Origin of the sequence: Streptomyces canarius (genome assembly GCF_014650735.1) — a bacterium.
GTDB lineage: Bacteria > Actinomycetota > Actinomycetes > Streptomycetales > Streptomycetaceae > Streptomyces > Streptomyces olivaceoviridis.
The window spans coordinates 89,430-112,935 of record NZ_BMVN01000030.1 but is presented as its reverse complement, the minus strand read 5'-3'; the positions used below and the strand labels follow the sequence as shown (position 1 = coordinate 112,935).

The window sequence follows — 23,506 nt, the reverse complement described above, 5'->3', positions numbered from 1 at the left end:
CACCACCGCGGCCACCACCCACGACAGCCAGGTCCTGCCCGGCATCCACACCCGCCTCGCCCGACGCGGCCTGCTGCCCGCCGAGCACCTGGTCGACGCCGGCTGCACCTCCCTGCCCCACCTGGAACAAGCCGCACGTGAACACCAGGTCACAGTCTCCGGTCCGCTGAAGAGCAACCCCATCCGCCAGCACCGCCGAGGCGAGGGCTTCGCCCGGGACGACTTCCACATCGACTACGGCAAGCAGCAGGTCACCTGCCCCCAGGGACAGGTCAGCGCGGGCTGGCACGGCCCCTACCCGACCTCCTCGCCCACCGCGGCACCTCTGATCGTGGCCAGGTTCACCAAGAGCCAGTGCCGCCCCTGCCCGGCCCGCACCCAGTGCACCAGCACCGCCGACGACGCCCGCACCGTGGGATTTCCCCCGCGAGAGCTCCGCGACCTGCAACTCCGCGTCCGCGCCGAGCAGCAGACGCCCGAGTGGAAGACGCGTTACGCGGTCCGCTCCGGAGTGGAGAGCACGGTCAACGAGTTCGCCCATGGCCACGGCATGCGGCGCTGCCGCTACCGAGGACAGGGAAAGGTCCATGTCCAGCACGTGTTGACGGCCATCGCCGTCAACATCGAGCGCCTCAGCGGACTGTCACCGGCTAAGGAAGCCCCCACACCCCGCCAGCCAACGGCCTTCCAGAACTACCTCGACCAGCGCGAGATCCCTCGTCTGAAGTCCTGGCGAACCCTGGGCAGTTGACTCCGCCGACACCAAGATCCCCGACAGAGTCAAGCTCAGGCCGGTGCTGAGGTAGGAAGCACCCAAGCGGGCGGTGAGCAGGATGAGCGCGCGCTGCTCGGTTGACGAGAGCTGCCGGCCGTACCCGGTGAGGAAGGCGTCACGCAGGTCGGGGCGGGTGGGCCACGCGGCGCCGCACAACCAGACCAGGTCCTCGACGGCGAGACCCGGCGCGGACTCCTCGAAGTCGATCAGTCCATGGTGCTCCGTTGCCTCGTCCCAGAGCCAGTTGCGTGGGGAGTAGTCGCCGTGCCGGTAGGCCAGCGGGAGAGCTTGGGCGAGGTCGGGCAGGTCGTGGGCTGCCTTGCGGACGAGGTCCTGCTCGGTGGAAGAGAGCTGATCGCCGAGGCGTTCCAGGATCACGGCGGCCTCGTCGGCCTGTGCGGTCACCGACTCGATGATGCGCTGATGCTCGCGGTTGCTGATCGGCTCGTCAGTGTCGTGCCAGCGGCGCAGCAGGTCACCGGCAAGCCGGTGCACACGCTGTTCCACGCTTTGCTCGATCGGCAGTCCACGCACAACGCGGCCGGGGAGCGCGGAAAGGACGACCGCCGGCCGCTGCAGATCACTGGCCAGCAGACGCGGCGCCTGGCCCGCAGCGAGCGCCCGCGTCGCGTGCTCGTACCCCTTCACCTCGCGCGCGTACTTCTCGACGCAGGGGTACAGCTTGACGAAGACCTCGCCGTGACCCGCGCGAACGCGCCAGATGCGTGAGTCTCCGCGCGGCCAGGATGCGTCCGTCACATCGGCGGTGTCCATGCCGGCGACGTGACGAGTGACCCACCGGTGCAGGTCCGGGGGCAGGGAATCGGCGTGCGTCATGGGGCGGGCTCTCTCACGAGGTACGAGGAGGGCATGGTGCGCGCAGGGGGTTCCCGCTGGTCTATATCGAAGCTCCAGCAGGCCGGCCGCCGCGGCCTTGCCGCGCCGCATGCACGGACGGCCTGGCCGTCGTCGGCGGGCTCGGCGGTGCAGGTGAAGGTCGGCTCGCGACCGGCCTGGACTGGGTCCTCGACGCCGTGGCCGTCAGACTCACCACGCCGCCGCCGTGACGCTTTGCTCTTTCCCGAGCGTCAGTCGTGGGCATGATGCGCGAGCGTCGACAGCGCGATACCGCGGCTCGGGAAGCCGCGGTATCGCGGAACATGGCTGCCCAGTGCGGACAGCCGACCGTCCCCGTGCAGGACCGACACTGGACTTTGGCCTTGGTATCGCGTGCCTTTTCAGCCGTTGGCCTTCTCGTACGCCTCGCGGACGGAGGCAGGGACACGGCCGCGGTAGTTGACCTTCAGCCCGTTCTCCTTGGCCCAGGCGCGGATCGCCGCGGTGTCCTGGTTGCCGCCGGCGTGCGTCCTTCCGCGGCCGCCGGCGGCACGGCCACCGGTGCGACGGCCACCCTTGACATAAGGGTCGAGAAGGCCGCGCAACTTGTCCGCATTGGCGGTCGTGAGATCGATCTCGTACGTCTTGCCGTCCAGCGCGAACGTCACCGTCTCGTCCGCCTCGCCACCGTCGAGGTCGTCGACAAGAAGGACCTGTACTTTCTGAGCCATAATCTTCCTTCAACGTGAGAGATTCAGGGCCGAATCGCCCAATTGCTGCACTTGTCACATCCAATACCGCATCAAACGAAAAAGCAAACTGCTTCAGTGAAGAATGTGCGAGAAATAAGGGAAACTCAAGGTTCGGCACAACCTCATACCGGGCATATGGTGCACTTTCTGATAGTTGCCCACGAGTGACCATTTCACTTCGCCTGGCTATCGCGGAAGGATTCGCCGACCGGCGTCGCGTGGCAAGCCGTGGAGCGTTTTCCTTGAACTGCCTCAGCATGAAGGGCGGCATCCATCCGCCGTCTTGCGGCGAGATGGGAGGGCAGCCGGTGAACGGCCACGGCGGGGCTGGCAAGCTGGTGCGAAACCGGGTCCCGCAGATGATCCGCGACGGCGGGGGTAAGCCGGTTATCTACCCAGCCGCCTCTCCGGATGAATACCGCGCTCGGCTGCGGACAAGCTCCGTGACAAGGTCGCCGAGTTTCTCGTCGCGGACAAGGATTCAGCGGAGAAGCTGTCGGAGTTGGGAGAGGTCGTGTATGCGCTCGCTGACGATCTCGGGGTCGGCGCGAATCAGGTGCAGGCGATCCGTGCGGCCAAGGCAGCCGCTCGGGGTGGCTTCGGTGACCGGATCCTCTGGCTGGGGAACCGCTGAAGGCCGCCGGCTCGTACCCGACGAGGAGGCCGGTGGTTCGCGGGTGTGCCCGTGATGGCCGCAAGCGCAGTGATGACGTAGTCAGTGATCAGACCGAGGGGCCGGGAGCGGCCTCCGCCGTAGAGCTTGCTGCTCTCTCGTCGGGCCCTGGCCTTGGACGTATGGCTGAGTTCCACTGGATGGGTACAGGAAAGCGGGGTAGAACAGTCGTTAGCTGGTGCAGTTGCGCGAGCCGGAGCAGTCCCGGTCGAAGGGCTGCTCCTGGGTATGACATGAAGGATTCACTAGTATGGCCAGCGGTACCGTGAAGTGGTTCAACGCCGAAAAGGGTTTCGGCTTCATCCAGCAGGACGGCGGAGGCCCGGACGTCTTCGCGCACTACTCCGAGATCCAGGGCAGCGGCTACCGCGAACTGACCGAGGGCGAGCACGTCACCTTCGACATCGGCCAGGGGCAGAAGGGCCCGCAGGCGCAGAACATCGTTCGCGGCTGAGCAGTCAGAAGACAGCAATGGGTGAGGCGGCCGGTCCCGGCCCGGGGCAGCCGCCTCACCTATGCGTGCCACAACCGAGATAACACCCGCCACCGGCGGTAGGCTCGCTGGCGGTTTCCGCCATGGCGGTCTGCGGTGGCGGCGGCCAGCGGGCTCGCCGAGCAGCCGCTCCAACGCTGCCAGGCGCCAGGGCGGTCGGGCCGCAGGCGCCGCGGCCTGCCGGTAGTACCGCTGCCACACCTCCCGCATCCCGCCCGGTTCGCCGAGTTCGTCGGGGCCGCCCAGCCACACCGTCACCTCGGCGTCCTCCAGTGCCCCGCGCTGCTGGTGTAGAGGGCTGGTCGAGTGAGAGGGCGGCGTTCGTCAGCTTCTCGATTCGTCGGAGGCGGGGGAGTTACCAGGAGAGCGGGTCGGTGAGTTCGGTGACGGGCTGGTGAGCGGCTTTAGGGATGCCGAGGAGGACGCGGGCCTGGTGCGCAGCCGTGAGCTGTTCCGCCGCTGCGGATGGCCCCCAGTCAAAGAACTCCAGGGCCTGCTCGGGGGTGGCCAGGATGCGGACGTAGGTACGGCCGGTAGCCGGATCGACCTGGGCCGCGTCCAGGCTCATGAGGGCGGCGGCGTAGCGGACCCGCGCACAGGGGCCATCGGGGTCGGACGGGTATCCGAGGTACCGAGCGTCGGCGAGCTCCGCTGCAGCCTCCTCGCCGGCTTCACGGACGGCGGTGGCCACGGGGTCGCCGCCGTCTTCAGGTTCTGGGGTGCCGCCGGGTAGAACGGCTCCACCGGTGTCGGGTTCGAGAAGGACGAGGACTCGCCCGTCCGGCGCGAAGGCCCAGACCCAGGACTGGCGAACCTCAAGGCCGTCGGGGACGGGAGTGGGGTGGAAGGGCAGGTGGTGGCGGGCACGGGCGGTGCGCAGGATGCCGACTCTGACAAGGACGGTGGGGGCGATCGGGATTCCGTCCTCCAGGAAGACGGGTCCGGCGCCGTTGATACGGGCGCGGAGTGCGGACAGGGCGCGGCGGGCGTCATCGGGAGCCATCAGAGCGGGGAGGTCAGCGGGTTCGACGAACTCGATGTCGTCGATCTCGCCTGGTGCGGGCTGGATTGCCGCGATCTGGTCGTCGTCCCAGACACCGCCGTCGAAGACGTGCAGCAGCTCGCCGGGAAACTTCATGGCCGGGGGCGTTGCCCGGCCGGTGGGGGAGACCCAGTCGACGGCCAGCCCCCGGGTGATGGGCGCCGTGACGCCGAGCTCCTCTTTCACTTCGCGGTCTGCGCCTTGGGCTGGGGATTCGCCTTTGTCGACGGCGCCGCCGGGAAGCAAGCGAGTGGGCCGGTAGCTGACGCGCTGGACCAGGACCTGACCGCGCCGATTGGTGATCAACACGGACGTGCCGGCCCACAGAGCAGCCGACGCGCGCAGCGCCCCGTACGCCTCATCGCTCATCGCCACGCTGGGACGTTCGTCGGGTGCGGAAGTCGTGGTCATCTCTCTCCGAACGGTGGGGGTTTACTCGTGGGCGGTGAAGTGTGGCGGAGGTCAGCTGGGCCGGGTCGCCCTTCATGGGCCGGGGCGAGGCCGGTGGGGCGCTGGTTCAGAACAGGGCTCGTTGCTCCGCTTCCGGGGCTGCGTGCGGTCGCCGGCTGGGCTGCAATCCGGCGACCGCGTCTAGTTCGAGCAGGGTGCTCCACCGCCTGCCGGCGCATCCGTCGTCCAGCAGACGGACCAGCACCTGGGCGGTGACCTCGACGTCCGGCATCGCGCGATGCCGCCCGGCCGGCTTGGGGATGCCGTAGTAGCCGAGCAGACCGTCCAGCCCGTAGGAGCCGAGCCTGGGCACCACTGCTTTGGCCAGACGCAGGGTGTCCAGCAGTGGCGTCGCCGCGAGCACGGGACAGTGCTCGGCCTGCCGGCCGATGACCCCGGCCTCCGTGGAGGCGTGGTGGGCGACCAGCCGGTACGGCGGCATGGTAAGACGCGCGTCGAGCCGCGCCAGCACTTCCGCGGCCGGACGCGCCGTGGAGAGCATCTGCTGGGTAATGCCCTTGAGCTGGACGTCCCGGGCGGTCACGGGTACGTCGGCGGGCGGCCGCATCAGCTCCTCGAACCGGCTGACCTCCACCAACCGGTCGCCTGCGGGGCGCAGCGCCAGCGCCGCGACCTCGATCGGCTCGGCAGGCCGTCCCGCCGGGGTGAGGCCTTCGAAATCGACCACCAAGAACGTCGTGGCGGCGAAGCGGGGATCGTTCACCAGCGCGTCCACGGTGCCACCTCCTGCCGGAACGCCCCGGCATCCGAGCGGGCGCGGCCGTAGACGACACAGCTTTCTCGGGTGCGGTTCTCGATGTCTGGCACCGGATGCTTCCTTCTGGTCACGAGGGTCAGGGCCGCAGGGCGTAGCAGCGCAGGACGTCAAGGTCGGCGGTCCGTACGCTGGACCAGCCGGTCGTCAGCAGTTCGGCGTCCAAGGGGGAGATCCCGAGCTTCTGAAGGGCTGGATTGGTGGTCGTACGGCGGCCGGCGATCTCGGTGACGACCCAGAAGACTCCGCCGGGCGCGAGGATGCGCCGGATCCGGTCGAGGAAGGCCGGCTTGTCGCCGATCCACCGGTAGACCAGGCGGCAGGTGATGAGCGCGTAGGCGGGGCGCGCAAGGGCAGTCAGGTCGGCGGTGGTGATGTCCAGGCACTGCCAGTCCGGCCCCTCGCCGGGGCCAGGCCCGGGGTTGGAGTCGTGGGCGGCGGCGAGTGCGACCGCGCTGGGGGAACAGTCGATGCCGGTCGTCCGGTAGCCGAGCTCGTGGTGGAGGTGGCGGGCCAGGGCGCCGTCGCCACTGCCGATGTCGAGGGCAAGGCGGCCCTTGCCAGGGTCGAGGTGCTCGGCCATCAGTTGCTTCTCGGCCGTGCACACCTGCCGGTAGCGGCGACCGCCTGCCCAGAGCGGCTCCCAGTACGCCGCGGGCAGGGAGCGGCCGTCCTGGCCCGGTGCTGACGCTGCCGTGCTCACCGTCGCGACGCCCTTCGGCAGAGCCGCCGCATACTTCTCGGGATCGAGCCTCTCCTCGGTCATCGCGCGCCCCCGTCCCGGGCCTGCGGGAACTTCGTCATCCGCATGAGGGCCGGATCGCGCGTGAAGCCGAACTCCTCATACAGCGGCGCGGCCTCCTTGCTCGCGTGCAGCTCGTACAGCGTGACCCCCTCGCGCTCCAGCGTTTCCAACAGCGCGGACACGGCCGCCCGGGCGAGGCCGCGCCGCCGGTGGGCGGGTTCGGTGGCCACGACGTGGATCCGGGCGGCCAGCCCCGCGGGGTACTTCGGAGCCGACAGAACGGGGTGGATCAGCGCGAGCGCACAGGCGGCCAGCCCGCCGCCCGGCGCGTCGACGACGCAGGCACGGGCATCGCCCCCAGGCCGCAGCCGGTGTGCGAGCTGGTCGCGGCAGATGACGAGCCACTCCTCGTCAAGCGGCTCGGACAGGACATATTCGGAGCGCATCCGGGTGATGGCTTCGGCGTCAGCGGGGGTTGCCGCGCGGACCGGCGGCCGTCCAGCGGTGTCGCGCGGCTCAGCTGCGGCAGTGGCAGTGGCAGTGGCAGTGGGTGCCGGGTCGGCGTTCACGTCGTATCTCCTGTCGGTGAGAGGACGGCACAATGCTCGGCGCGCAGACGGGTCAGGGTCCGCCGGCCGCGTTCAACCAGTTCGGGCTCCTGGTGGGCGACGCCGTACGAGATCCCGCTCACGGAATCGAGCGCTGCGTCGATGACGAGGCGGGACTCCTCGGCGGCGGTCAGGGACCGTCCGTACCCGGCCAGAAACGCCTCGAACAGGTCGGGCCGGCCGGCCCAGGCGTCGGACAGGCGGACCAGATCCCGTACGGCCGGTCCCGGCTCACTGCGCTCGAGATCGATCACGGCCACGAAGATCTCACCGACGTCGGTCTCGTCGGCGGAGTCAGGGGTGGAGAGGATGTTGCGGAGCTGGAAGTCGCCGTGCGTCTCCACCCACTCCAGCGGTGGCAGGTCCTCGGCCTGCCGGACGAGCGCGCGGACGAACTCCTCATCACCTGGGAGCAGATGAGACCGCGCCCCGGCCAGGTGCCGGTCGGCCTTGTCGACGGCCGGACCGCTGCCGGCGGGAGCGGGCTGCGGGGGAGAGCTCTGGTGGATGCGGCGGGCCAGTTCGCCGATGCGTTGGAAGACTGCCCTCTCCCGGTCCGGGGCAAGGACGGCGCCGTGCAGTGGGCGGCCCGGCACCGCGGTGAGGACCACCGCCCGCAGGGTCTCGTCGGCGGCGACCAGCCGAGGCGCGGCCGCCCCCAGCTCGGGCGCCCACGTTCGTAGCCCGCGCACTTCCCGGCCGTGGAAGCGGTGGTTCTGGTGCACCTTCACATACCAGGTGCCGCCCTGGGCACCGTGGACTCGCCACACGCGGCTCTCTTCGCGCGTCCATGAGGTGTCCGTCCACTGTGCGATCCGGCCGACTGCCCGCTCCGCGAACTCCACGACCGATGTGTCGGGACGGGTTCCAGGCGCCTGGCCGGTCACGTTCGGCACAAGGCGCAGCCGGTCGGCGTCGGGGTCGAAGGCGATGCTGTCGCCAGGCAGTTGGAAGTGCACGGCGAGCCGCGCGCCGTTGCTGTAGGCGTCCAGGCCCGCGCGGCAGTAAGCCACCATCGGGGCGGGCAGGGCGGTAAGGGGTGCCCAGTCCATCGCGTCGCAGATGTCCGGCTCCGCGATCCCGGGCTCGCCCTGCCATCGCCGGACCTCGAAGAAATGCCCGGTACGACTGGCGCCTCCGGGGCTTCGGTGGTGCACACTCACGGCGGCCCGTACGTCGGCCGGGTCGATGACGACACCGGTCTCCTCCCGCGCCTCGCGGATCAGTGCAGTGACGACGTCCTCGTATGGGCCGTCCAGGTGGCCGGACGGCAGGTGCCACAGGCCCGCGGCGTACACCCGCCCGGCCCGCCGCGACAGCAACACCTGCGGTCCACCGGCGGATTCCCGGCGCAGGATCAGGTGGACGTCCACCGGCTCGGTGTGCCGCTGCTGGCCGTTCATCGCGCACCTGCCGAACGCCGGGCAAGCAGGACCGTGAACTCGGTCTCCTCCAGCAGCGATCCGCCGTCCGCGAGGTCGTCAAGCAGCGCCCGGGCCTCCTCCTCGAATGCCGCGTGCCGGTCGGCGAAGAGGCCGGCCCCGGCGAAGGAGGTGGTGCGCAGATAGCCGAGCACACTCTCCGGAGTCCAGGACCGCCTGATGGGGAATCGGTGCTCGCTCACGTCGCCCCAGGCGGAGTCGGCGAGTTCCTCCTGGAAGGGGCGGATGGGCTTGGGGTAGTCACTCAGCGCGCCGGCGCGCCGTCCGGGCCCCAGGTAGCTCTGGATCAGGTCCCGCAGGACCCCGGTCCAGTCCGCCTCGTAGGTCCAGAGACTGCCGTCCCCCATGATCGCCAGCGAGGCCTGCGGCGCGGCGATCCGGTGCGCCATCGCCAGCACGTCCGGACCGCTCATCCAGTGAAAGGCCCGGCAGCAGGTGATCAGGTCCGGGGTCCACCACTCCTCCCCAGGCAGCGGTGCGAGGGGCGCGTAAAGGTCGGCCGAGGTCTGGACGAGGCTGAGAGTGCAGCTGCCGAGCACAGGCGTGAGCGCAGCCCGGGCCTGGCCAAGCATCCGCCGACTCCTGTCGACTCCTTCGATGTGGGCGAGGGAGGGCAGTGCCTTCAGCAGGGCCTTGGGGACCTGTCCGGTGCCGGTGCCCAGGTCCAGCAACGTCGGATCGGGAAGATCCGCCAGGGTGTCGGCCAGCAGTCGCGCCGCTTCGGCCGGCACGCCGGGACGGAAGCGGTCGTACCCGGCGGCGCACAGGTCCGCCTGGTCTCCGCACGGGTTCGCAATGGGGCCGTCGGGATAGGTCATGGGGCGGATCCTTGGTCGAGCGGGTGGAGGTTGGGAAGAGGCCAGGACAGACGGCCGCACGCCGAGGCGGCATGTTGGCCGCCGTCCGGTTCGATGTAGAGGCGGTAGCGGCTGGGGCTGCCGGCCGCTTGCCACCGGGCCTTCAGATCCTGGAGTTCCTTCCAGATGTCGCGCGGCCCCTGGGTGATGATGTTCCAGCGCCGGTGGCCCACCGGCTCGACGCGCAGCCACGAGCCGCACCGGGGCGCGCCGATCACCAGGTGCTCGGCGCCGAAGTCCCTGACCAGGCCGCCGAGGAGATGGTCTACGGCCAGCCACAGGCCCCGGTCGGCATCGGCCGGCGGCGCGAGCATGCTGCGCTGAGTCCAGGTGCCCGGCTCGGCGTTGATGCGCCGGCGGAACTCCTTGCTCAGCCAGATCCGCTCCATACCGTGCCCCGCCCGGTGCGCGAACTCCACGGCCCGCAGCTGCGCCGTGATCCGCCCGTCGGCAGTGCGCTCCACGATGGCGAGGCCCGGCCATGACGGCGACGCGCTGGTCACGTGTACGAGGAGCCGCCCGCCGGGGGCGAGTTGATCGACGAGCGCCTGCGGGACGCGCTCCATTGCGTATGACACGAAGATGCGGTCGAACTCAGCGCCTGGCACGCCCTGTTCGCCCGGGCCGTACACGACCTGCGGACGGAAACCCAGGTCCGCCAGCCGGACTTCGGCCGCGTCGGTGAGATGCCGGTCGCGGTCGAGGGTGACTACTCCCCGGTCGCCGCAGATCTGGCAGGCGACCGCGGCGGTCACCCCCGCCCCGGTGCCGACGTCCAGCACGCGCTGACCGGAGCGCAGATCAAGCTCCTCCAGTAAGGAGGCAGTCAGGCCCATCACCGTCGACATCGACGTGATCGACGCACCCGAGCGCGTCCGGCCGGCCCGACCCAGCAGCGGCTCCCCGTCGTGCTGGACGAGCACGCTGCCCCCGCCGTAGAGCAGCCCGAGCAACTCGGGGCGATCCTCCGGCGCCGACCAGTCCAGCAGATCCCACCGCGGCGGGTCCTTGTCCGGCGCGCTGCGCCGCACGTACGCCTGCGGCATCAGGACCTCGCGCGGCAGCGCAAGCAGCGCGTCGCGCACGGGCCCAGGCCGCAACCCGTGCCTCGCTTCCAGCTCGGCGACCATCGCCGTGCGCGCGGCAGCCAGTTCCGCCGAGAGCGGGCCGGTACCGGCCTGCCGTGGTGTCGGCCCGGGTGCCCGGCGGTCTCGGCCGGGGGTTGCCGTGCTCGTGTCCAGGGGCGTCATCGCTTGTCCCACCCCCTGTGTGAGTACAGGCGTCCGGCGAGCACGCCTTCGATCGCCTGGCGGGTGTAGGGCACGACGTCGGCCGGGAGGTCCTTCGGGTTCCAGAACCGCCACTCGACGCACCGGTCGGGCTCCCGGACGGACGGGGTGCCGGACCAGGTGCGGGCCCGGAAGATCAGGCCGATCCGGGGGCGGGCAGACGGCGAGTCCACGAGGTGGACGAGATGCACGAGTTCGACATTGTCCGGCTCGATGACCAGCCCGGCCTCCTCCTCGGCTTCCCTGACCAGGCAGCTGACCGCCTCCTCGCGTTCGCAGTGCCCGGCCAGGAAGTGCCACACGTTGCCCGCGTACGCCGAGTCGGGGTGGCGCAGGCCGAGGAGGATCCGGCCGTGGGCGTCCTCCAGGTAGAGGTGAACACCGACGATGTGCAGCTCGGTGCCCTGGGGTGCCTCGTCGCGCAGCAGCCGGGGCGGGGCCGGCGGGCCGCCAGCGGGGGGATGCTCGGCGGCGTGCCGGCGGATGAGGTCACCGAGGCCGGGGCTCAGGTTGAGCCGCTCGAGCATGTCCGGGGTGAACCACCGCAGCAGCACTCCCTCTTGCAAGTCAACCGTCTCCGGGTCGCCGCTCCAGCGGGCCTGAAAGACCTCGATCGGCACTGCGAGGCCGTCGACGCTCGTCGCCTCCTCCCGTGCGTAGGGCGTCAGATGGGCCACCTCCAGTCCTGGTGTCTCTTCGGCGAGTTCCCGCCGCAGGGTCGCTTCCAGGCTGACGTCCTCCCGTGTGCGACCGCCGCCCAGAAGTGCGAACGTGCCGGGGGCCCAGATGCCTTCACGCTGGTCGCGCAGGTGGAGGAGGTATCTGCCGTGGCCGTCGTGGATCAGCGCGGAAGCGTTGACGGGCTCCGGCTGCCCGTCGAGACCCCGCTCGCGGGCGGCCAGGAGCTTGGCGCGCAACGTCCTGGAGCAGACCTCGGCGAAGTCGAGCCAGCGGGCGCCGGAGACCTCCTTGTCCTGCAAGGTGAGCTGGGGGTGCTGCTCGGGCACGAGGTAGAAGACGAAGCGGAAGTCGAAGTGCTGGTGTGTGCCTTCGCCCTTGGCGGGGTTGGCGTCGTGGACGTCGATGTCGATCGGGGCGCCGAGTAACTGTGGGGTGAGGCAGAGGTCGCCCGGCCGCAGGCCCGTCTCCTCGCACACTTCGCGCAGCGCCGCAGCCAGCAGCGTCCGGTCACCGTCGACGTGGCCGCCCGGATTGAGGAGCAACCCTGTGGCCTTGTGGCCGATGTGCAGTACGCGCTGTTCACGGTCGATGACGGCCGCGCTGCACGTGACGTGACCGGGGAGCGTCGCGCGGTCGGCCGGGTCGTCGACGCCGTCCAGGAGGGACAGCAGCCCGGCGAGGGAGTTCCGTTCGTGTGGATGCCGGGCCAGGTACGCCTCGGCGGTTTTGCGGATGTGGGCGCGGGTGAGCGGCACGTCGTCACCTCGGGACGGCAGGAGAGGGGCGGGCAGGTTGGCGGCGGTGGGGCGCGCGAAGGTGGCGCCGAGGCGGCTCACGCGGGGGTCTCGTGCTTGTCTCTGTCTGGCTCGGACGTGATCTGGTAGGACAACAGCTGTTGGAAGAGTCCGGGCTGTTGGGAGAGCTGGGCGTAGGTGCCCGCTTGGACGATCTTGCCGTCGTCGAGGACGACGATGCGGTCGGCGATGGCCACGTTGGTGATGCGGTGGGTCACCAGCAGTACCGCCCTGTCCCGGGCGAGGGTCCGCAGCCGCTGGAAGATGCGGAATTCGGCGCGTGGGTCGAGGTTGGCCGTCGGCTCGTCGAGGACCAGCAGCCCGGCAGGGCGGAAGAACGCCCTGGCCAGGGCGATGCGCTGCCACTGGCCGCCGCTGAGTTCCTCCCCGTTGAGCCACTCGCGGGCCAGGAGGGTGTCCAGGCCGGCTCCGAGCTTGTCGACGACCTCGTCGGCGTCGGCTGCCTCGCACGCCTCACGGACCGCGGCGTCGCCGCGCGCGACGGGCTGGCCCTGGGTGACGTTCTCGCGCACGGTCAGCGGCCAGTGTGCGTAGTCCTGCGGCACGAGTGCGACCTGCCGCCACAGGGCCTGCGGGTCGCAGTCACCGGTGGGGACGTCGTCCCACAGCACCTGCCCGTCGGTGGGGAGGTAGAGGCCGCTGACCAGCTTCGACAGCGTCGACTTGCCCGAGCCGTTGAAGCCCACGAGCGCGGTCACCTCGCCGCGGCGCAGGGTGAGGGAGACACCGGACAGGGCGTCGCGGTCCTTGCCGGCGTAGCGGTGGGTGACCGCCTTGACCTCGATCGTCTCTGGCGGCGCGGGGTGGTGCGGGCCGCGGCGCATGCGGAAGCCGCCGGCCTTGTCGAGGAAGCCGGTCCAGTCGTCCATGTACAGCCCGGTTCGCACCGCGCGGGCGCCGACGGCCACCAGGCCGCGGACCGCCATGCCGACGGTCTGCAGCGCGAAGACGGCCGTGCAGCATGTCCGACGGTGATCCGGCCGGTCGCGAGTAGCCACACGACCGCCGCCCACACCACGGTCGACCCCAGCCCTCCGCACATGGCGCCGACCAGGGACATGCGGGCGCCCTGGTCGGCTGCGGCCCGGTCCTCGCGGTTGATCCGGGCGACGGTGCTGCGGTAGCGGCCGGAGAGGAAGTCGGCCATGGTGCCGGCGCGGATCTGGTCGGCGGCGTCCTTGGTGTAGATGTGCCAGCGCAGCACGGACAGCATCCGGTTGTCGCCGTTGCTGCGGAGGTTGGCCAGGTAGCGGAAGCGTGCGGCGCTGACCTGGGCGAGGGCTTGCGGGAGGCTGGCGGCGACGAGGAGGGGGAGAAGGACCCAGTGCACACCGGCCAGGACGATCGCTCCAGCGAGGAAGGCGGCGGCCGAGGCGATCAGGTCCTGGCCTTCGTTGATCAGGTCGCCGGTGACCTGGGCGCCGCGGTCGGCGGCTTCGCGGTCGCGGTTGAAGTCGGGGTCGTCGTACGCGCACAGCTCGACCTCGGCGCAGCCGGTGAGCAGCATCTGCTCGGCCTCGCGGGACATCAGCGGGCCCAGCCGGGAGGAGAGCCAGTTGACGGTGATGCCGAGGAGCGCGCGCACGCCGGCGGCCCCGGCGAGCAGGGCGACCGAGGGCCACGCCTGAAGGAGGCGGTGGTAGACGTCGCCGTCGCGCAGCAGGGCGGTCAGGGTGCCGGCGATGGCGACCAGGCCCAAGGCCTGCATCACGCCGGTGACCAGCTGGCACAGCAGCAGTCCAACGGTCGCCCGCCGGTCGACGCGCCAGGCCAGGGCCAGCGAGCGGCGCACCAGCTGCGGCAGGCGGCGGGCCATGTCACGCATCCGGATCGAGCGGCCGGCCGCCTCACGGCTGCCGGTCAGGTCGACATACCGCATCTGCGCCTCGGGCGCGGGCGGATTGGCGGAGGGGGCGGGCGACGGCGCGGTGGTGGTGCGCGGTCCCGGAACGGCGTCGGCTGATGCATCGGTGGGCTCGCTCATGCCGCCCACCCCGTATCCGCACGTTCTGAGATGCGGGTGCCGTCAACGCTGCGCGTGAGCAGGCTGGGCCGCCGTTCGATTCCGGGAGGCTGCTGCAAGGGGGCGAGGGTGGGATGCATGGCGTCCTCCGTCTGGGCGTCCGTGTGGCACTGATGCTCTAAAAACGCGGCGGATCTGGTCCCGTCACGGCCTAACGGAGGGTATTCGGCGAACGCGAGTTCTAATGCCAGGGTCGTCCCGTGCGGGCTCTGGGGTGTCGCCGCTCAAACTCGTTCGATCAGGTTGGGTCACTCCTTCGGGGGGTTGCGGACAGCACGGACCGGGCCGTGGCGCGTGAAGACGGCCGCCTGGAACGTGAGCGGGGCTGGACGGCCGGGAGGGGGTCAGGCGTCGACGACAGTGAAGGCGACCGCCGGGAAGCGACGCCCGTTGACCTGGAGGGCAAGGGAGTAGGAGCCGGGGGAGACCTTCCACCGTGCGGTCGAGCGCAACGGGTGCGCCTTGGCGAGCCGCAGTTCCTGGCCCGGCTCGGCGGTGGCGCGGCGCAGGAAGGCCACCTTCTCGCGCGGCCGGCCGCTCGGCCCCGTGGTGGAGATCACGATCATCACGTGGACAGGCGCGGTCGCGGTCGCGGTAAGCGAGGCGGAGAAGTTCAGGGTGTCGCCTTCGCGGAGTTCGGTGCGTTCCAGGACGAGCGGGGTGAGGGCGATGGGCGCGTCGTGGGCGTAGCCGAGGAGGGCGTAGGCGGGCGGCCAGCCCACTTTCAGCCGGTTGCTCAGGGCGTTGCGGGCGAGGAAGGCGAACTGCTCGCCGGTGACCCGGCCCGAGCCCTTCCACCGCTGGAGAGTGGTTAGTACAAGGTCGGGCTGGGTGGCGGCGATGTCCCCCAGGTGGTTGGCCACGGAGGTGCGGACGTAGAGGTGCGGGTCGTCGTAGAGGGTCTCGAGGACGGGCAGGCCCGCGTCGGCGGGGAGCGTGATCCGTGGTGCCCAAGGCAGCAGGGGCCGGGTGGCCTCGCTCGCCAGCCGCCGTACCCGGAAGTCTTCGTCGCGACTCCACGCGTCGACGGCCTTCATCGTCTCCTCGGGGAAGTCGGCGAGAAAGTGCCGCACCGGGAGCTCGGCGGAGAAGTACCCCGTCATGCGGGCCAGCGCGGCCAGCGACCGGCCCAGGTGCTCGGCGGTGCGCAGGTAGCGGGAGACGTAGTCGGAGTGGGGGCTGTAGAGGTGCAGCCCGAAGTCGTTGGTCACCCCGGCGGCCGCGGGCGTCGGCGGCAGCGAGCGCAGCAGGATGTCGAGCGCGTCGGGCCCGGTGACCGGGAGGTGGTCGTGCAGGCCCTGGCTGCTCCGGGCGATCCGGGCGCTCAGCTCCAGCCGGGGAAGGTCCGCCATCACGGAAGTCACGAACGCGTCGGCGTCGAACTCTGGGCATACTGCGTGGACTTCGCGGCCGATGCGGGCGATGCGCTCGGCGTTGAGAGCGGTCTCTTTCAGGGGAACCTTCGCGGTCATGGGCACACCCTAGGGCCGGGGCTACAGGGGCATCCTCGTGTTCTCGCCGCGGGTTATCCGGCGGTGTGAACGCGGGGCTTTGGGCTATCGGACGGCGGCGCGGTACAGCAGCCGGCGGTGGCGGGAGCTGTCGCAGGGGGAGGCGGTGTGGAGGGTGGCGAGGTTGTCCCACACGACCAGGTCGCCCTGCTCCCAGCGGTGGCTGTAGACGTACGGCGCGCTGGTCGTGTGCTCCAGCAGTTCCTCCAGCAGCGTGCGGCTGTCCTGCTCGGCGAGCGTGGTGATGCTGCTGATCACCATGGATCCGAGCAGCATGGAGCGGGCGCCGGTTACGGGGTGGGTCAGGACGAGCGGGTGTACGACCTCGGGGCTCGCGGCCAGGCTCCCGGCCGCGATCGACGACTGGCCGCCGCTGGCCTGGCTCTGGAGCGCGCCGAGCTGCTCGATGGAGTGCACCGCGCGCATCGGTTCGATCCGCTGCCGCACCGCCGGGGGAAGGTCGGCGTAGGCGCGGGTCGCATCGGCGAAGCGGGTCTCGCCGCCGCGTTGGGGGGTGATGGCCGAGTAGAGCATCGTCGCCGAGGTGAGCTGGGGCTTGAAGCTGTTGTCGGCGTGCCATTCCTCCTCGTTGTCGCCGTCGTAGATGCCGATGTGCTTGCCGTCCTCGACGATGTTGCTGATGACGGTCAGGCCCGGGAAGCCGCCGACGGCGTACCGGCGGTCGACGCTGGTGTCCACCGTGCCGAAGCAGGAGGCGACGGTCAGCAGGTCGGCGTGGGTCAGGTGCTGGCGGGGCACGATCAGCAGCCGGTGCTGATGCAGAGCCGCCGCCAGCTGGGGCGCGAGGCGCTCGGCGTGGATCGCGAGGTCGGCATCGACGACGGCGCCGAAGCCGCTCTCGTCGAGCGGGCGCAGCGGCAGGTCCATCGCTACTCCTTCCGGACGGTGATCTGGGCGGTCAGAACTGGGGGGAGGGCTGGAAGACGCTGATGTCCTTGACGCCGGAGGCGGCCATGCACAGCCGCTCGATGCCGATGCCCAGTCCGACGCTGCCGGCCGGCACACGTCCCGTATCGATCGCCTCTCTGGCCAGGGCCTGCTCGGCGTCGTACAGGTCCACCGCGCGGGCCCGCTCGACGAACGCGGCCCCGTCGGGCTCGTCCTCGTAGCCGTGGACGACCTCGATGCCGTCGACCAGGACCTCGAAGCGGTTGAGGACGGCCGTCGTGCCGGGTGCCAGGCGGGCACATGGCTCGTCCCCGCCGACCGGGTACTCGGTCAGGAACAGCGCGGTGCCGGCGCTCTGGACCTCCACCTCGCGCTCCACGTACTGCCCGAGCACCGTCTTGAACGGCAGGTCCGCGCTCATGCCCAGTTGGGCGGCCATCCGCGCGGGCAGGTCCCCGAGGGGCTCGCGGTGCAGGTCGATGCCGAACTGGTCGCGGACATGGCCGGCGACGGAGACGCGCTGCGGGGCGTACGGGAGGTGCGGGCCGATCAGCCTCTCGGCGAGCGCCAGGAGGAAGTCGAAGTCCTCACCGGCGGCGTAGAGGTCGAGCATCTGGAACTCGGGTGCGTGCAGCTCGTCGGGCTTCTCGGGCCGGAAGCAGGCACCGATCTCGAAGATGCGCCGGTGGTGCTCCAGGTTCACGCGCAGGGCCGGGCCGATCATCGCCCGCAGGAACCGCCCGCCGTCGTGGTCCACCGGCAGGCGGCGCCCCGGGCCGAGGTCGGCTCTGCGCATGGTCGGGGTGGTCACCTCGACGAACGCCTCGGCGCGGAGGGTGTCCCGCAGGCTGAACAGCAGGTCGGACCTCATGACGACGGGGTTGAGCACGGGTACTCCTCAAGGCCGTTGTTTCCGGGCGGAGTTCGCGGGAAGCCGGGCCCCACGGTGATCTGGCGTTCGGGTCCTCGGCGGGGCCACAAAGTAGCCGCGCCCGCAGGAGCAGCAGAAGCCCTCCCGCCCGCCCTGCCGCGTCCGACAGGCCCGAAATAGGACCCGTTCAGCAACAGTGTTCGGTGTTTTCCCAGTTCAAGCAGGGTGTGCGCGCAACGGGGACGCAACGGTCCCGTGCAACCGGCGCAACGGCCAGAGCCGTTGCGGCTTTCCTCGGCCGAGTTCTAGCGTGACTGGCCAAGCGCCCGGCGTGACCGCCACGCAACGCTCCTCCACAGGTGGAGGGGATGTGCTCCGGCGCGGCCTTCTCCACCGGCGTGCGCCCACACCACGGCGTGCCGAGCCGACGGTTCAGCACCTCACCGGACCCGCGGCCCGGCAGTTCCACAGCCCGATCACCCGGACTCGCGGATCACCCGCGACCGAGCAGGGAGAACTCGATGACCGCTTCCGCTGAAATGACCCCGGACACCGGCCTGAAGGCTGGCATGCGCCCCGACGCCGCCGTGCTGAAGGCCGGCATGCGGCCGGACGCCGCTGACCTGAAGCTCGGCATGCGCCCCGACGCCGCCGTGCTGAAGGCCGGCATGCGGCCGGACGCCGCCGACCTGAAGAACGGCATGCGCCCCGACGCCGCCGACCTGAAGAACGGCATGCGCCCCGACGCCGCCGACCTGGAGAACGGCATGCGCCCGGACAGCGCCCTCGTCGCCGCCTGACCCGCGGCTGATCCACCCCTTCGTCGTGCTCCGGCGCGCCTGCCCAACGGCAGGTCGCCCGTGCTGCCTGTCCCTCGGGGGGCGCGCCGGAGCCCGGCCCCCTTCCATCCGCACCGCGTCGACTGGAGAACCTGATGGGCAGCCCCGCCGCCGGCAGGACCCGCAACGGCACTGGCGCCTCCGGCCCTGTGCGCAAGGCCCTCGGGCAGCAGCTCATCGCCAACCTGGAGAAGCTCTGCGGGCGCCCGACCGTCGGTCTGTGGGACGTCGCCTGGGACCTCACGGCGATCGCCGCAGCGGCGACCGCCGGTCACCTCATCGGTCATGTCGCCGGTCCCTTGCTCGCCGTCTGCTACATCGGGGTGCGCCAGCGCCACCTGTCCAACCTCGGCCACGAGTGCGTGCACTCCAAGCTCATGGCCACCCGCCGCGCCAACCGGGTCGTCGGCTACCTCCTGACCGGTCTGCTCGGCGAAGGCTTCGAGTCCTACCGCAGCAGCCACTACGTCCACCACGCCAAGCTCGGCTCGGACGACGACCCGATGTTCCAGTCCTACCGCGCCGGCAACATCCGGGCGGCGGGCAGGACGCCCAGCCGCCGCTCCTTCGTCCTGCGGGTCATCGTGCGCAACGCCCTGTGGCGGCTGCCGAAGACCGCAGTGCTGACCCTGGTCACCCGCGCGCCTGGGGAGACCTGGCGGGCCCTGGCCACCCGGGCCGTGCTGTGGGCCGGCGCCGTCGCCGCGCTGTGGCCCGTGGGCGGCGTGCCGTACCTCCTGCTCTACTGGCTGCTCCCCCTCGTCCTGCTACGGCCCGTCGTCACCTGGATCACCGATCTCGGCAACCACGCCGGGCTGATCGAGAACGGCGATGTCCTCCTTCAGACCCGCGGCTGGACCTCCCAATGGCTCACCCGACACCTGCTCGGCGGCCACCTGGACGACATGTTCCACCCCATCCACCACTGGTGCCCGCAGATCCCCTGGCGGCGCCTGCCCGAGGCCCGCGCCCTTGCCGCGCAGCACCTGCCGCGCTTCGGTGAAGTGCCGTGGTGCTCCGGCTACTTCTTCCGGCGGCGCGCCACCCCCGACCAGCCGTGCGTGATCGAGGACATCATCACCCGGCTCGCCGCTGCTCCCGACGCCGCCTGCACCCCGCCCCGGCACGCCTCGGCCGCCTGACCTCGTCCTCGCCCGACCTTCGAACCCCGTACGGCACCGCCCACCGCGGCCGCGCACCCGCGCACCCGCGGGCGAGGGCGCGCCGTCACCCGCCGCCGAGGAGGCGGCCCACCATGCCCCAGCCCGCGCCCGCCTCGCCGCCAGCCCTGAACAGCTTCGACGAATTCACCCGGCTCGACCAAGTCATCCTCGGCCGCGCCGAGCACTACAACGCCCACCACACCGACACCTCGTGGCGGCTGTTCTTCTACGACAACGTCGCCCCGGTCCTCGGCCGACACGCCAATGCGTCGGGGGAGGAGTTGCTGCCGATCCCCGGGCAGTTGGTCGACGAGCTCAACGAGGACATCGCCGGTCTGGCCGACGCCCTGACCGGATGCGGGGTGAAGGTCCTGCGGCCGGCGACGCCCGGCAAGGACATCGACATCCGCTCCCCGCACTGGGACGCCAGGGCCACCCCTCCGCTCAACGTCCGCGACCAGACCATCATCCTCGGCAACACCATCGTGGAGACCCCGCCCCACGTCCGCGCCCGCATCTTCGAGAACGACCTGCTCAAGCCCGTCTTCTACCGCTACTACCGGGACGGGGCGAACTGGCTGAGCATGCCGCGCCCGGCCCTGACCCGCGACTCGCTGGACACCGCCTACTTCACCCGCAAGAACCTGGACGTCAGCCGCGCCACCGACGGCGAGAGCGCCGGCGTGATCGAGGGCCTGGGTCTGGAGATGGTCTTCGACGGCGCGCAGTGCATGCGCCTGGGCCGCGACGTCCTGGTCAACGTCGCCAACCACAACCACGAACTGGCCCTGCGCTGGCTGAGGGACAACATCCGCGACCTGCGGTTCCACCGCCTGGACGCCATGGCCGACAACCATATCGACAGCGTCCTGGTCCCGCTGCGCCCCGGCCTGATGCTCCTGCGCTCCCCGGCCTACCTGAAGTACCTGCCCAAGGCCATGCAGTCCTGGGACGTGATCTACGCCCCCGAGACCGACGACAGTAACTTCCCGGACTACAGCGACCTCGGCTTCGTCATCCCCATCGGCAGCCGGTACATGGACATCAACTTGTTGTCCATCGACGAGAACACCGTCGTCGTCAACTCCCTCTACCCGGAGCTGATCCAGGTCTTGGAGGGCCGTGGGTTCACCGTCGTCCCGGTCCGCCACCGCCACCGACGGCTGTTCGGCGGCGGCTTCCACTGCTTCACCCTCGACACCGTCCGCCGCGGCGGCCCCGAGGACTACCTCAGCTGACCCCGCGCCCCGCCCCCTGAACACGGCAATCCGCCCCGACCTCAGGAGATCCTCGATGGACACCGCCTATCCGTGGCCGCCCGACCAGACCTTCTGGACCAGCACCTTCCCCGACCAGACCACCGGGCGGACCACGCCCTTCCTGTTCAAGGGCATCATCCCCGCCACCGTAGCCGGCCCCGACGACGTCCTGACCGGATTCGAGGCCATCCGCCGAGCCCACACCGCCGGCACCGACATCAAGGCGCACGCCCGCGTCTACGTCGGCGAGGCCCGCCGTGACGACCTCCTGCCCCAGGCGCTGACCGCCCCGTCCTGGGACGGGGGCGTGGACGCCTTCGTGCCGTGGATGCAGGACCTCGCCGGCGCCGAGCGGTTCTCCCTGGTCATCAACAACCTGGAGACCGTCAGCCCCGCCCTCGCCGCCGGCCTCGGCACCTTCCTCAAGACCCTCATCGACGGGTGGGGTCTCCCGCTGGGCGGCGCCGAACAGGTCGCCTTCGCCGGGAACTACGCCGGCACCGCCTTCGGGATCCACGAGGGCTACGAGGATGCCGTCCTCGTCCACCTCGGCCCCAACGCCAAGAACTTCTACTGCTGGCCCGCCGAGCAGTACGAGAAGCTCACCGGCGGCAAGGAACCCACCTACGGCGACTACCGCGCGCTGCTGGAGGAAGCCGAGCACTTCCTTCTGGAGCCGGGCGACGCCCTCTTCCTGCCCCGCCGGGTCTTCCACGTCGGAACCCAGGACACCTTCTCCATCTCGGTGGCCATACCGCTGTACACCTACCCGTACGCGCAGATCCTGCAGAGCCGCATCATCCCGGACGTCCTCGCCGACCTGGCCGGGGACGGGCCCGACGACCCGCTCAACGAGCCCTCCGCGATGGCGGACACGGCCGCCGGGCCCGGTGCCGTCGCCGACCGGCTGGCCGGCGTGGGCCGCGAACTCCTGACCGTCGCCGCCGACCGCGTCCGCGGCGCCGCCCGCCGGCACGCCGAGCAGCGGTGGGCCACGCTGCTGAGCAACGGCGGCTGGGAGCTCGTCGAGGGCGACCTCTCCCGCCAGGAAGCCGCGGATGCCTTCGACCCCGAGCGGGTCACGCCGGGCGCCGGCATCCGCGTGATCGCCCCCTACCAGGTGACCACCCTGCTCGACGACGGCGACTCCCACCACGTCCTGCTGCGCGGCCACCAGCCGGGGATCACCCTCGACGGCGCGGGTCTGGACCGGGACACCGTCACCGCCCTCAACCGTGGCGACACCTTCGTCCTGCCCGACAGCGCAGAGCTCCTGGCAGCCGTCCGCGCCTTGGGAGCCACCGGCGGCCTGCACCTGACCCCCCGCCCCGCCGACACCAAGGACGCCGACGCATGACCCCCGACAACAGCCTCGTCCAGGCCTATCTGAAGACCCACCCCGAGACGCAGAGCGCCGTCAACGGCACCCTGCTGGGCAAGTTCACCTCCGGCGCCGCCCTGGTCACCGCGCATCTGGCCCCGCTGGTCGACTGGGCGTACGCGCGGATCGCCGAGAAGGTCGGCGCCGCCGACCTCAACGAGCGCCAGGCCCGGATGTACATCGAGGAGCTCTCGGTGTTCGCCCGCTACAACGCCCAGTACCTCAAGGCAGCCGCCACCGCCGTGGAGGGCTACTGCCCCGAGCTCGCCCACGAGCTGCGCCGCAACCACCTGGAGGAGGGCGGCGAGCGCGGCAAGGTGCCCGCGCACTACGTCCTGTACACCAACGCGCTCCTGTCGGACCTCGGCCTGCTCGTCAACGGACACGTGCCCGCCCCCGAAACCGAGACGCTGGTCAACCTCCACCAGTGGATGGTCGGCTCGCACATGCCCAGCCACATCGCCGGCGCCTACTACGCCACCGAGGCCGTGGCGATCGCCGAGACCGAGATCCTGCGCGACATCACCAACCGCTACGGCGAACTGACCATCGGTCGTAGCGGCAGCGAGCTCAAGGCCCTGCACTACTACTACGAACTCCACCTCGACGACGGGCACGAGGCCTCCCAGGTCGGCGGCATGAGCGTCGAGGCCGCCCACATCGAGGGCCTGGCCAGGTTCATCAAGGAGAGTGAACTCTTCCACATCGACCTGCCCCAGGCCCTCGACGGCTGGCTGACGATCACCGAAGGGATGACACACTGGTGGGCTCAACTCGCCCACCGCGCCTCGGAGATGAACTGATGAACGCCACCCCCGACATCGTCGCCGCAGCCCAGGAGCGCTCCGGCGGATGCCTGTGCGGCAAGATCCGCTTCACCGTCAAGGGCGAGGCCGTCTACCCGCACACCTGCAGCTGCTCGCACTGCAAGAAGCTCGGCGGCGGCCCGATGATGTGGTGGGCCGGATTCGCCCCCGAGAACGTCACCTGGACCGGTGAGAGCGAGCAGCTCTGGTTCGAGACGTTCAAGGGCGAGGCCAAGCGCAGCTTCTGCCCGAACTGCGGCACCCGCCTCGCGGCCATCGACAACGGCGTCCCGGAGCTCGGCATCGTCGTCACCGCCCTGGACGACACCAGCGGCGCCGACCTCGTCCCGGTCAACCAGTCCTTCCGCGACGACGCCGTGCACTGGCTGCCCCAAGTCCCGGACACCCAGAAGAAGAGCCCCGTCGGCTGACACCCGCGAGACCTCCGGGGGCCGGCAGTCCTGACCTGCCGGCCCCGGACCCGCACCCTCCTGGGACCGTCTGCGCCGC

Annotated in this window: 21 protein-coding genes and 1 pseudogene; 8 read left to right on the top strand and 14 right to left on the bottom strand. The window is 70.7% G+C overall.

What is annotated here, in order from left to right; translation table 11 throughout:
* Positions 1 to 751, top strand: a 751-nt coding sequence (locus IE294_RS32405; protein WP_189891978.1) for a transposase, incomplete at its 5' end; no start/stop codon positions are given.
* On the opposite strand, the gene IE294_RS32400 is transcribed toward IE294_RS32405, so the two are convergent.
* Entirely contained in the window at positions 644 to 1,612 is a 969-nt protein-coding gene (locus IE294_RS32400) for an aminoglycoside phosphotransferase family protein (RefSeq protein WP_189891976.1), read from the bottom strand. The genes IE294_RS32405 and IE294_RS32400 overlap by 108 nt on opposite strands.
* A gap of 401 nt (positions 1,613 to 2,013) precedes the next feature.
* Complete coding sequence (locus IE294_RS32395; protein ID WP_189891974.1) at positions 2,014 to 2,343, bottom strand: histone-like nucleoid-structuring protein Lsr2; 330 nt, start codon at positions 2,341 to 2,343, stop codon at positions 2,014 to 2,016.
* Positions 2,344 to 3,287: 944 nt separating this feature from the next.
* Here IE294_RS32395 and IE294_RS32390 point away from each other — a divergent pair.
* Positions 3,288 to 3,491 carry a cold-shock protein gene (locus tag IE294_RS32390; protein ID WP_189891972.1) on the top strand — a complete coding sequence of 68 codons (204 nt, stop codon included), beginning with the start codon at positions 3,288 to 3,290 and terminating at the stop codon, positions 3,489 to 3,491.
* Between the two features lie 394 nt (positions 3,492 to 3,885).
* On the opposite strand, the gene IE294_RS32385 is transcribed toward IE294_RS32390, so the two are convergent.
* The 12 genes and pseudogenes from IE294_RS32385 to IE294_RS32330 form a co-directional block, all read right to left on the bottom strand.
* The gene (locus IE294_RS32385) at positions 3,886 to 4,983 is read right to left on the bottom strand and encodes an NUDIX domain-containing protein (protein ID WP_189891970.1); all 1,098 of its coding nucleotides are present in this window, start codon (positions 4,981 to 4,983) and stop codon (positions 3,886 to 3,888) included.
* A gap of 106 nt (positions 4,984 to 5,089) precedes the next feature.
* Positions 5,090 to 5,758 (bottom strand): 3'-5' exonuclease, encoded by a 669-nt coding sequence (locus IE294_RS32380; protein ID WP_189891969.1) that lies wholly within the window; start codon positions 5,756 to 5,758, stop codon positions 5,090 to 5,092.
* A 118-nt stretch (positions 5,759 to 5,876) separates the two neighbouring features.
* Positions 5,877 to 6,563 (bottom strand): class I SAM-dependent methyltransferase, encoded by a 687-nt coding sequence (locus tag IE294_RS32375; RefSeq protein ID WP_189891967.1) that lies wholly within the window; start codon positions 6,561 to 6,563, stop codon positions 5,877 to 5,879.
* The gene (locus IE294_RS32370; RefSeq protein WP_229917479.1) at positions 6,560 to 7,111 is read right to left on the bottom strand and encodes a GNAT family N-acetyltransferase; all 552 of its coding nucleotides are present in this window, start codon (positions 7,109 to 7,111) and stop codon (positions 6,560 to 6,562) included. Before IE294_RS32370 ends, IE294_RS32375 begins: the two co-directional genes overlap by 4 nt.
* Positions 7,108 to 8,553 (bottom strand): phosphotransferase, encoded by a 1,446-nt coding sequence (locus IE294_RS32365; RefSeq protein WP_189891965.1) that lies wholly within the window; start codon positions 8,551 to 8,553, stop codon positions 7,108 to 7,110. Before IE294_RS32365 ends, IE294_RS32370 begins: the two co-directional genes overlap by 4 nt.
* Positions 8,550 to 9,410, bottom strand: coding sequence for a class I SAM-dependent methyltransferase (locus IE294_RS32360; RefSeq protein ID WP_189891963.1), 861 nt, complete (start codon positions 9,408 to 9,410; stop codon positions 8,550 to 8,552). The genes IE294_RS32365 and IE294_RS32360 overlap by 4 nt, the downstream gene beginning before the upstream one ends.
* Positions 9,407 to 10,534 (bottom strand): protein-L-isoaspartate O-methyltransferase family protein, encoded by a 1,128-nt coding sequence (locus IE294_RS32355; protein ID WP_229917478.1) that lies wholly within the window; start codon positions 10,532 to 10,534, stop codon positions 9,407 to 9,409. The genes IE294_RS32360 and IE294_RS32355 overlap by 4 nt, the downstream gene beginning before the upstream one ends.
* A 161-nt stretch (positions 10,535 to 10,695) precedes the next feature.
* Positions 10,696 to 12,255 (bottom strand): NUDIX domain-containing protein, encoded by a 1,560-nt coding sequence (locus tag IE294_RS32350; protein WP_306433486.1) that lies wholly within the window; start codon positions 12,253 to 12,255, stop codon positions 10,696 to 10,698.
* Positions 12,252 to 14,113: pseudogene (locus IE294_RS32345) on the bottom strand (ABC transporter ATP-binding protein). The gene IE294_RS32350 and the pseudogene IE294_RS32345 overlap by 4 nt, the downstream one beginning before the upstream one ends.
* A 488-nt stretch (positions 14,114 to 14,601) precedes the next feature.
* Positions 14,602 to 15,729, bottom strand: a complete 1,128-nt coding sequence (locus IE294_RS32340; protein ID WP_189891959.1) for a YhaZ family DNA alkylation repair protein — start codon at positions 15,727 to 15,729, stop codon at positions 14,602 to 14,604.
* Between the two features lie 84 nt (positions 15,730 to 15,813).
* A complete protein-coding gene (locus IE294_RS32335) occupies positions 15,814 to 16,656 on the bottom strand; it encodes a TauD/TfdA dioxygenase family protein (protein ID WP_189891958.1) in 843 nt (280 codons plus the stop codon).
* Between the two features lie 31 nt (positions 16,657 to 16,687).
* Positions 16,688 to 17,566: an amino acid--tRNA ligase-related protein gene (locus IE294_RS32330; protein WP_189891956.1), complete on the bottom strand. Its 879-nt coding sequence runs from the start codon at positions 17,564 to 17,566 to the stop codon at positions 16,688 to 16,690.
* A gap of 503 nt (positions 17,567 to 18,069) precedes the next feature.
* Between IE294_RS32330 and IE294_RS32325 the strand changes: the two genes are divergently transcribed.
* From IE294_RS32325 to IE294_RS32300, 6 genes are all read left to right on the top strand, one after another.
* Complete coding sequence (locus IE294_RS32325) at positions 18,070 to 18,348, top strand: hypothetical protein (RefSeq protein WP_229917477.1); 279 nt, start codon at positions 18,070 to 18,072, stop codon at positions 18,346 to 18,348.
* Between the two features lie 134 nt (positions 18,349 to 18,482).
* Positions 18,483 to 19,529 carry a fatty acid desaturase family protein gene (locus IE294_RS32320; RefSeq protein ID WP_189891955.1) on the top strand — a complete coding sequence of 349 codons (1,047 nt, stop codon included), beginning with the start codon at positions 18,483 to 18,485 and terminating at the stop codon, positions 19,527 to 19,529.
* A gap of 113 nt (positions 19,530 to 19,642) precedes the next feature.
* Positions 19,643 to 20,788, top strand: a complete 1,146-nt coding sequence (locus tag IE294_RS32315; RefSeq protein WP_189891953.1) for an inosamine-phosphate amidinotransferase 1 — start codon at positions 19,643 to 19,645, stop codon at positions 20,786 to 20,788.
* 55 nt (positions 20,789 to 20,843) lie between these two features.
* Positions 20,844 to 22,166 (top strand): cupin domain-containing protein, encoded by a 1,323-nt coding sequence (locus IE294_RS32310; RefSeq protein WP_189891951.1) that lies wholly within the window; start codon positions 20,844 to 20,846, stop codon positions 22,164 to 22,166.
* A complete protein-coding gene (locus tag IE294_RS32305) occupies positions 22,163 to 22,993 on the top strand; it encodes a DUF3865 domain-containing protein (RefSeq protein WP_189891949.1) in 831 nt (276 codons plus the stop codon). The genes IE294_RS32310 and IE294_RS32305 overlap by 4 nt, the downstream gene beginning before the upstream one ends.
* Positions 22,993 to 23,427 carry a GFA family protein gene (locus IE294_RS32300; RefSeq protein ID WP_189891947.1) on the top strand — a complete coding sequence of 145 codons (435 nt, stop codon included), beginning with the start codon at positions 22,993 to 22,995 and terminating at the stop codon, positions 23,425 to 23,427. Before IE294_RS32305 ends, IE294_RS32300 begins: the two co-directional genes overlap by 1 nt.
* The last annotated feature ends 79 nt before the right edge of the window (positions 23,428 to 23,506 follow it).

What these genes read in the sequence shown, in the direction of transcription:
- IE294_RS32400 (WP_189891976.1), bottom strand. Translation starts at nt 1,612, where the DNA reads ATGACGCACGCCGATTCCCTGCCCCCGGACCTGCACCGGTGGGTCACT.
- IE294_RS32395 (WP_189891974.1), bottom strand. Translation starts at nt 2,343, where the DNA reads ATGGCTCAGAAAGTACAGGTCCTTCTTGTCGACGACCTCGACGGTGGC.
- IE294_RS32390 (WP_189891972.1), top strand. Translation starts at nt 3,288, where the DNA reads ATGGCCAGCGGTACCGTGAAGTGGTTCAACGCCGAAAAGGGTTTCGGC.
- IE294_RS32385 (WP_189891970.1), bottom strand. Translation starts at nt 4,983, where the DNA reads ATGACCACGACTTCCGCACCCGACGAACGTCCCAGCGTGGCGATGAGC.
- IE294_RS32375 (WP_189891967.1), bottom strand. Translation starts at nt 6,563, where the DNA reads ATGACCGAGGAGAGGCTCGATCCCGAGAAGTATGCGGCGGCTCTGCCG.
- IE294_RS32365 (WP_189891965.1), bottom strand. Translation starts at nt 8,553, where the DNA reads ATGAACGGCCAGCAGCGGCACACCGAGCCGGTGGACGTCCACCTGATC.
- IE294_RS32360 (WP_189891963.1), bottom strand. Translation starts at nt 9,410, where the DNA reads ATGACCTATCCCGACGGCCCCATTGCGAACCCGTGCGGAGACCAGGCG.
- IE294_RS32340 (WP_189891959.1), bottom strand. Translation starts at nt 15,729, where the DNA reads ATGACCGCGAAGGTTCCCCTGAAAGAGACCGCTCTCAACGCCGAGCGC.
- IE294_RS32335 (WP_189891958.1), bottom strand. Translation starts at nt 16,656, where the DNA reads ATGGACCTGCCGCTGCGCCCGCTCGACGAGAGCGGCTTCGGCGCCGTC.
- IE294_RS32325 (WP_229917477.1), top strand. Translation starts at nt 18,070, where the DNA reads ATGACCGCTTCCGCTGAAATGACCCCGGACACCGGCCTGAAGGCTGGC.
- IE294_RS32320 (WP_189891955.1), top strand. Translation starts at nt 18,483, where the DNA reads ATGGGCAGCCCCGCCGCCGGCAGGACCCGCAACGGCACTGGCGCCTCC.
- IE294_RS32315 (WP_189891953.1), top strand. Translation starts at nt 19,643, where the DNA reads ATGCCCCAGCCCGCGCCCGCCTCGCCGCCAGCCCTGAACAGCTTCGAC.
- IE294_RS32310 (WP_189891951.1), top strand. Translation starts at nt 20,844, where the DNA reads ATGGACACCGCCTATCCGTGGCCGCCCGACCAGACCTTCTGGACCAGC.
- IE294_RS32305 (WP_189891949.1), top strand. Translation starts at nt 22,163, where the DNA reads ATGACCCCCGACAACAGCCTCGTCCAGGCCTATCTGAAGACCCACCCC.
- IE294_RS32300 (WP_189891947.1), top strand. Translation starts at nt 22,993, where the DNA reads ATGAACGCCACCCCCGACATCGTCGCCGCAGCCCAGGAGCGCTCCGGC.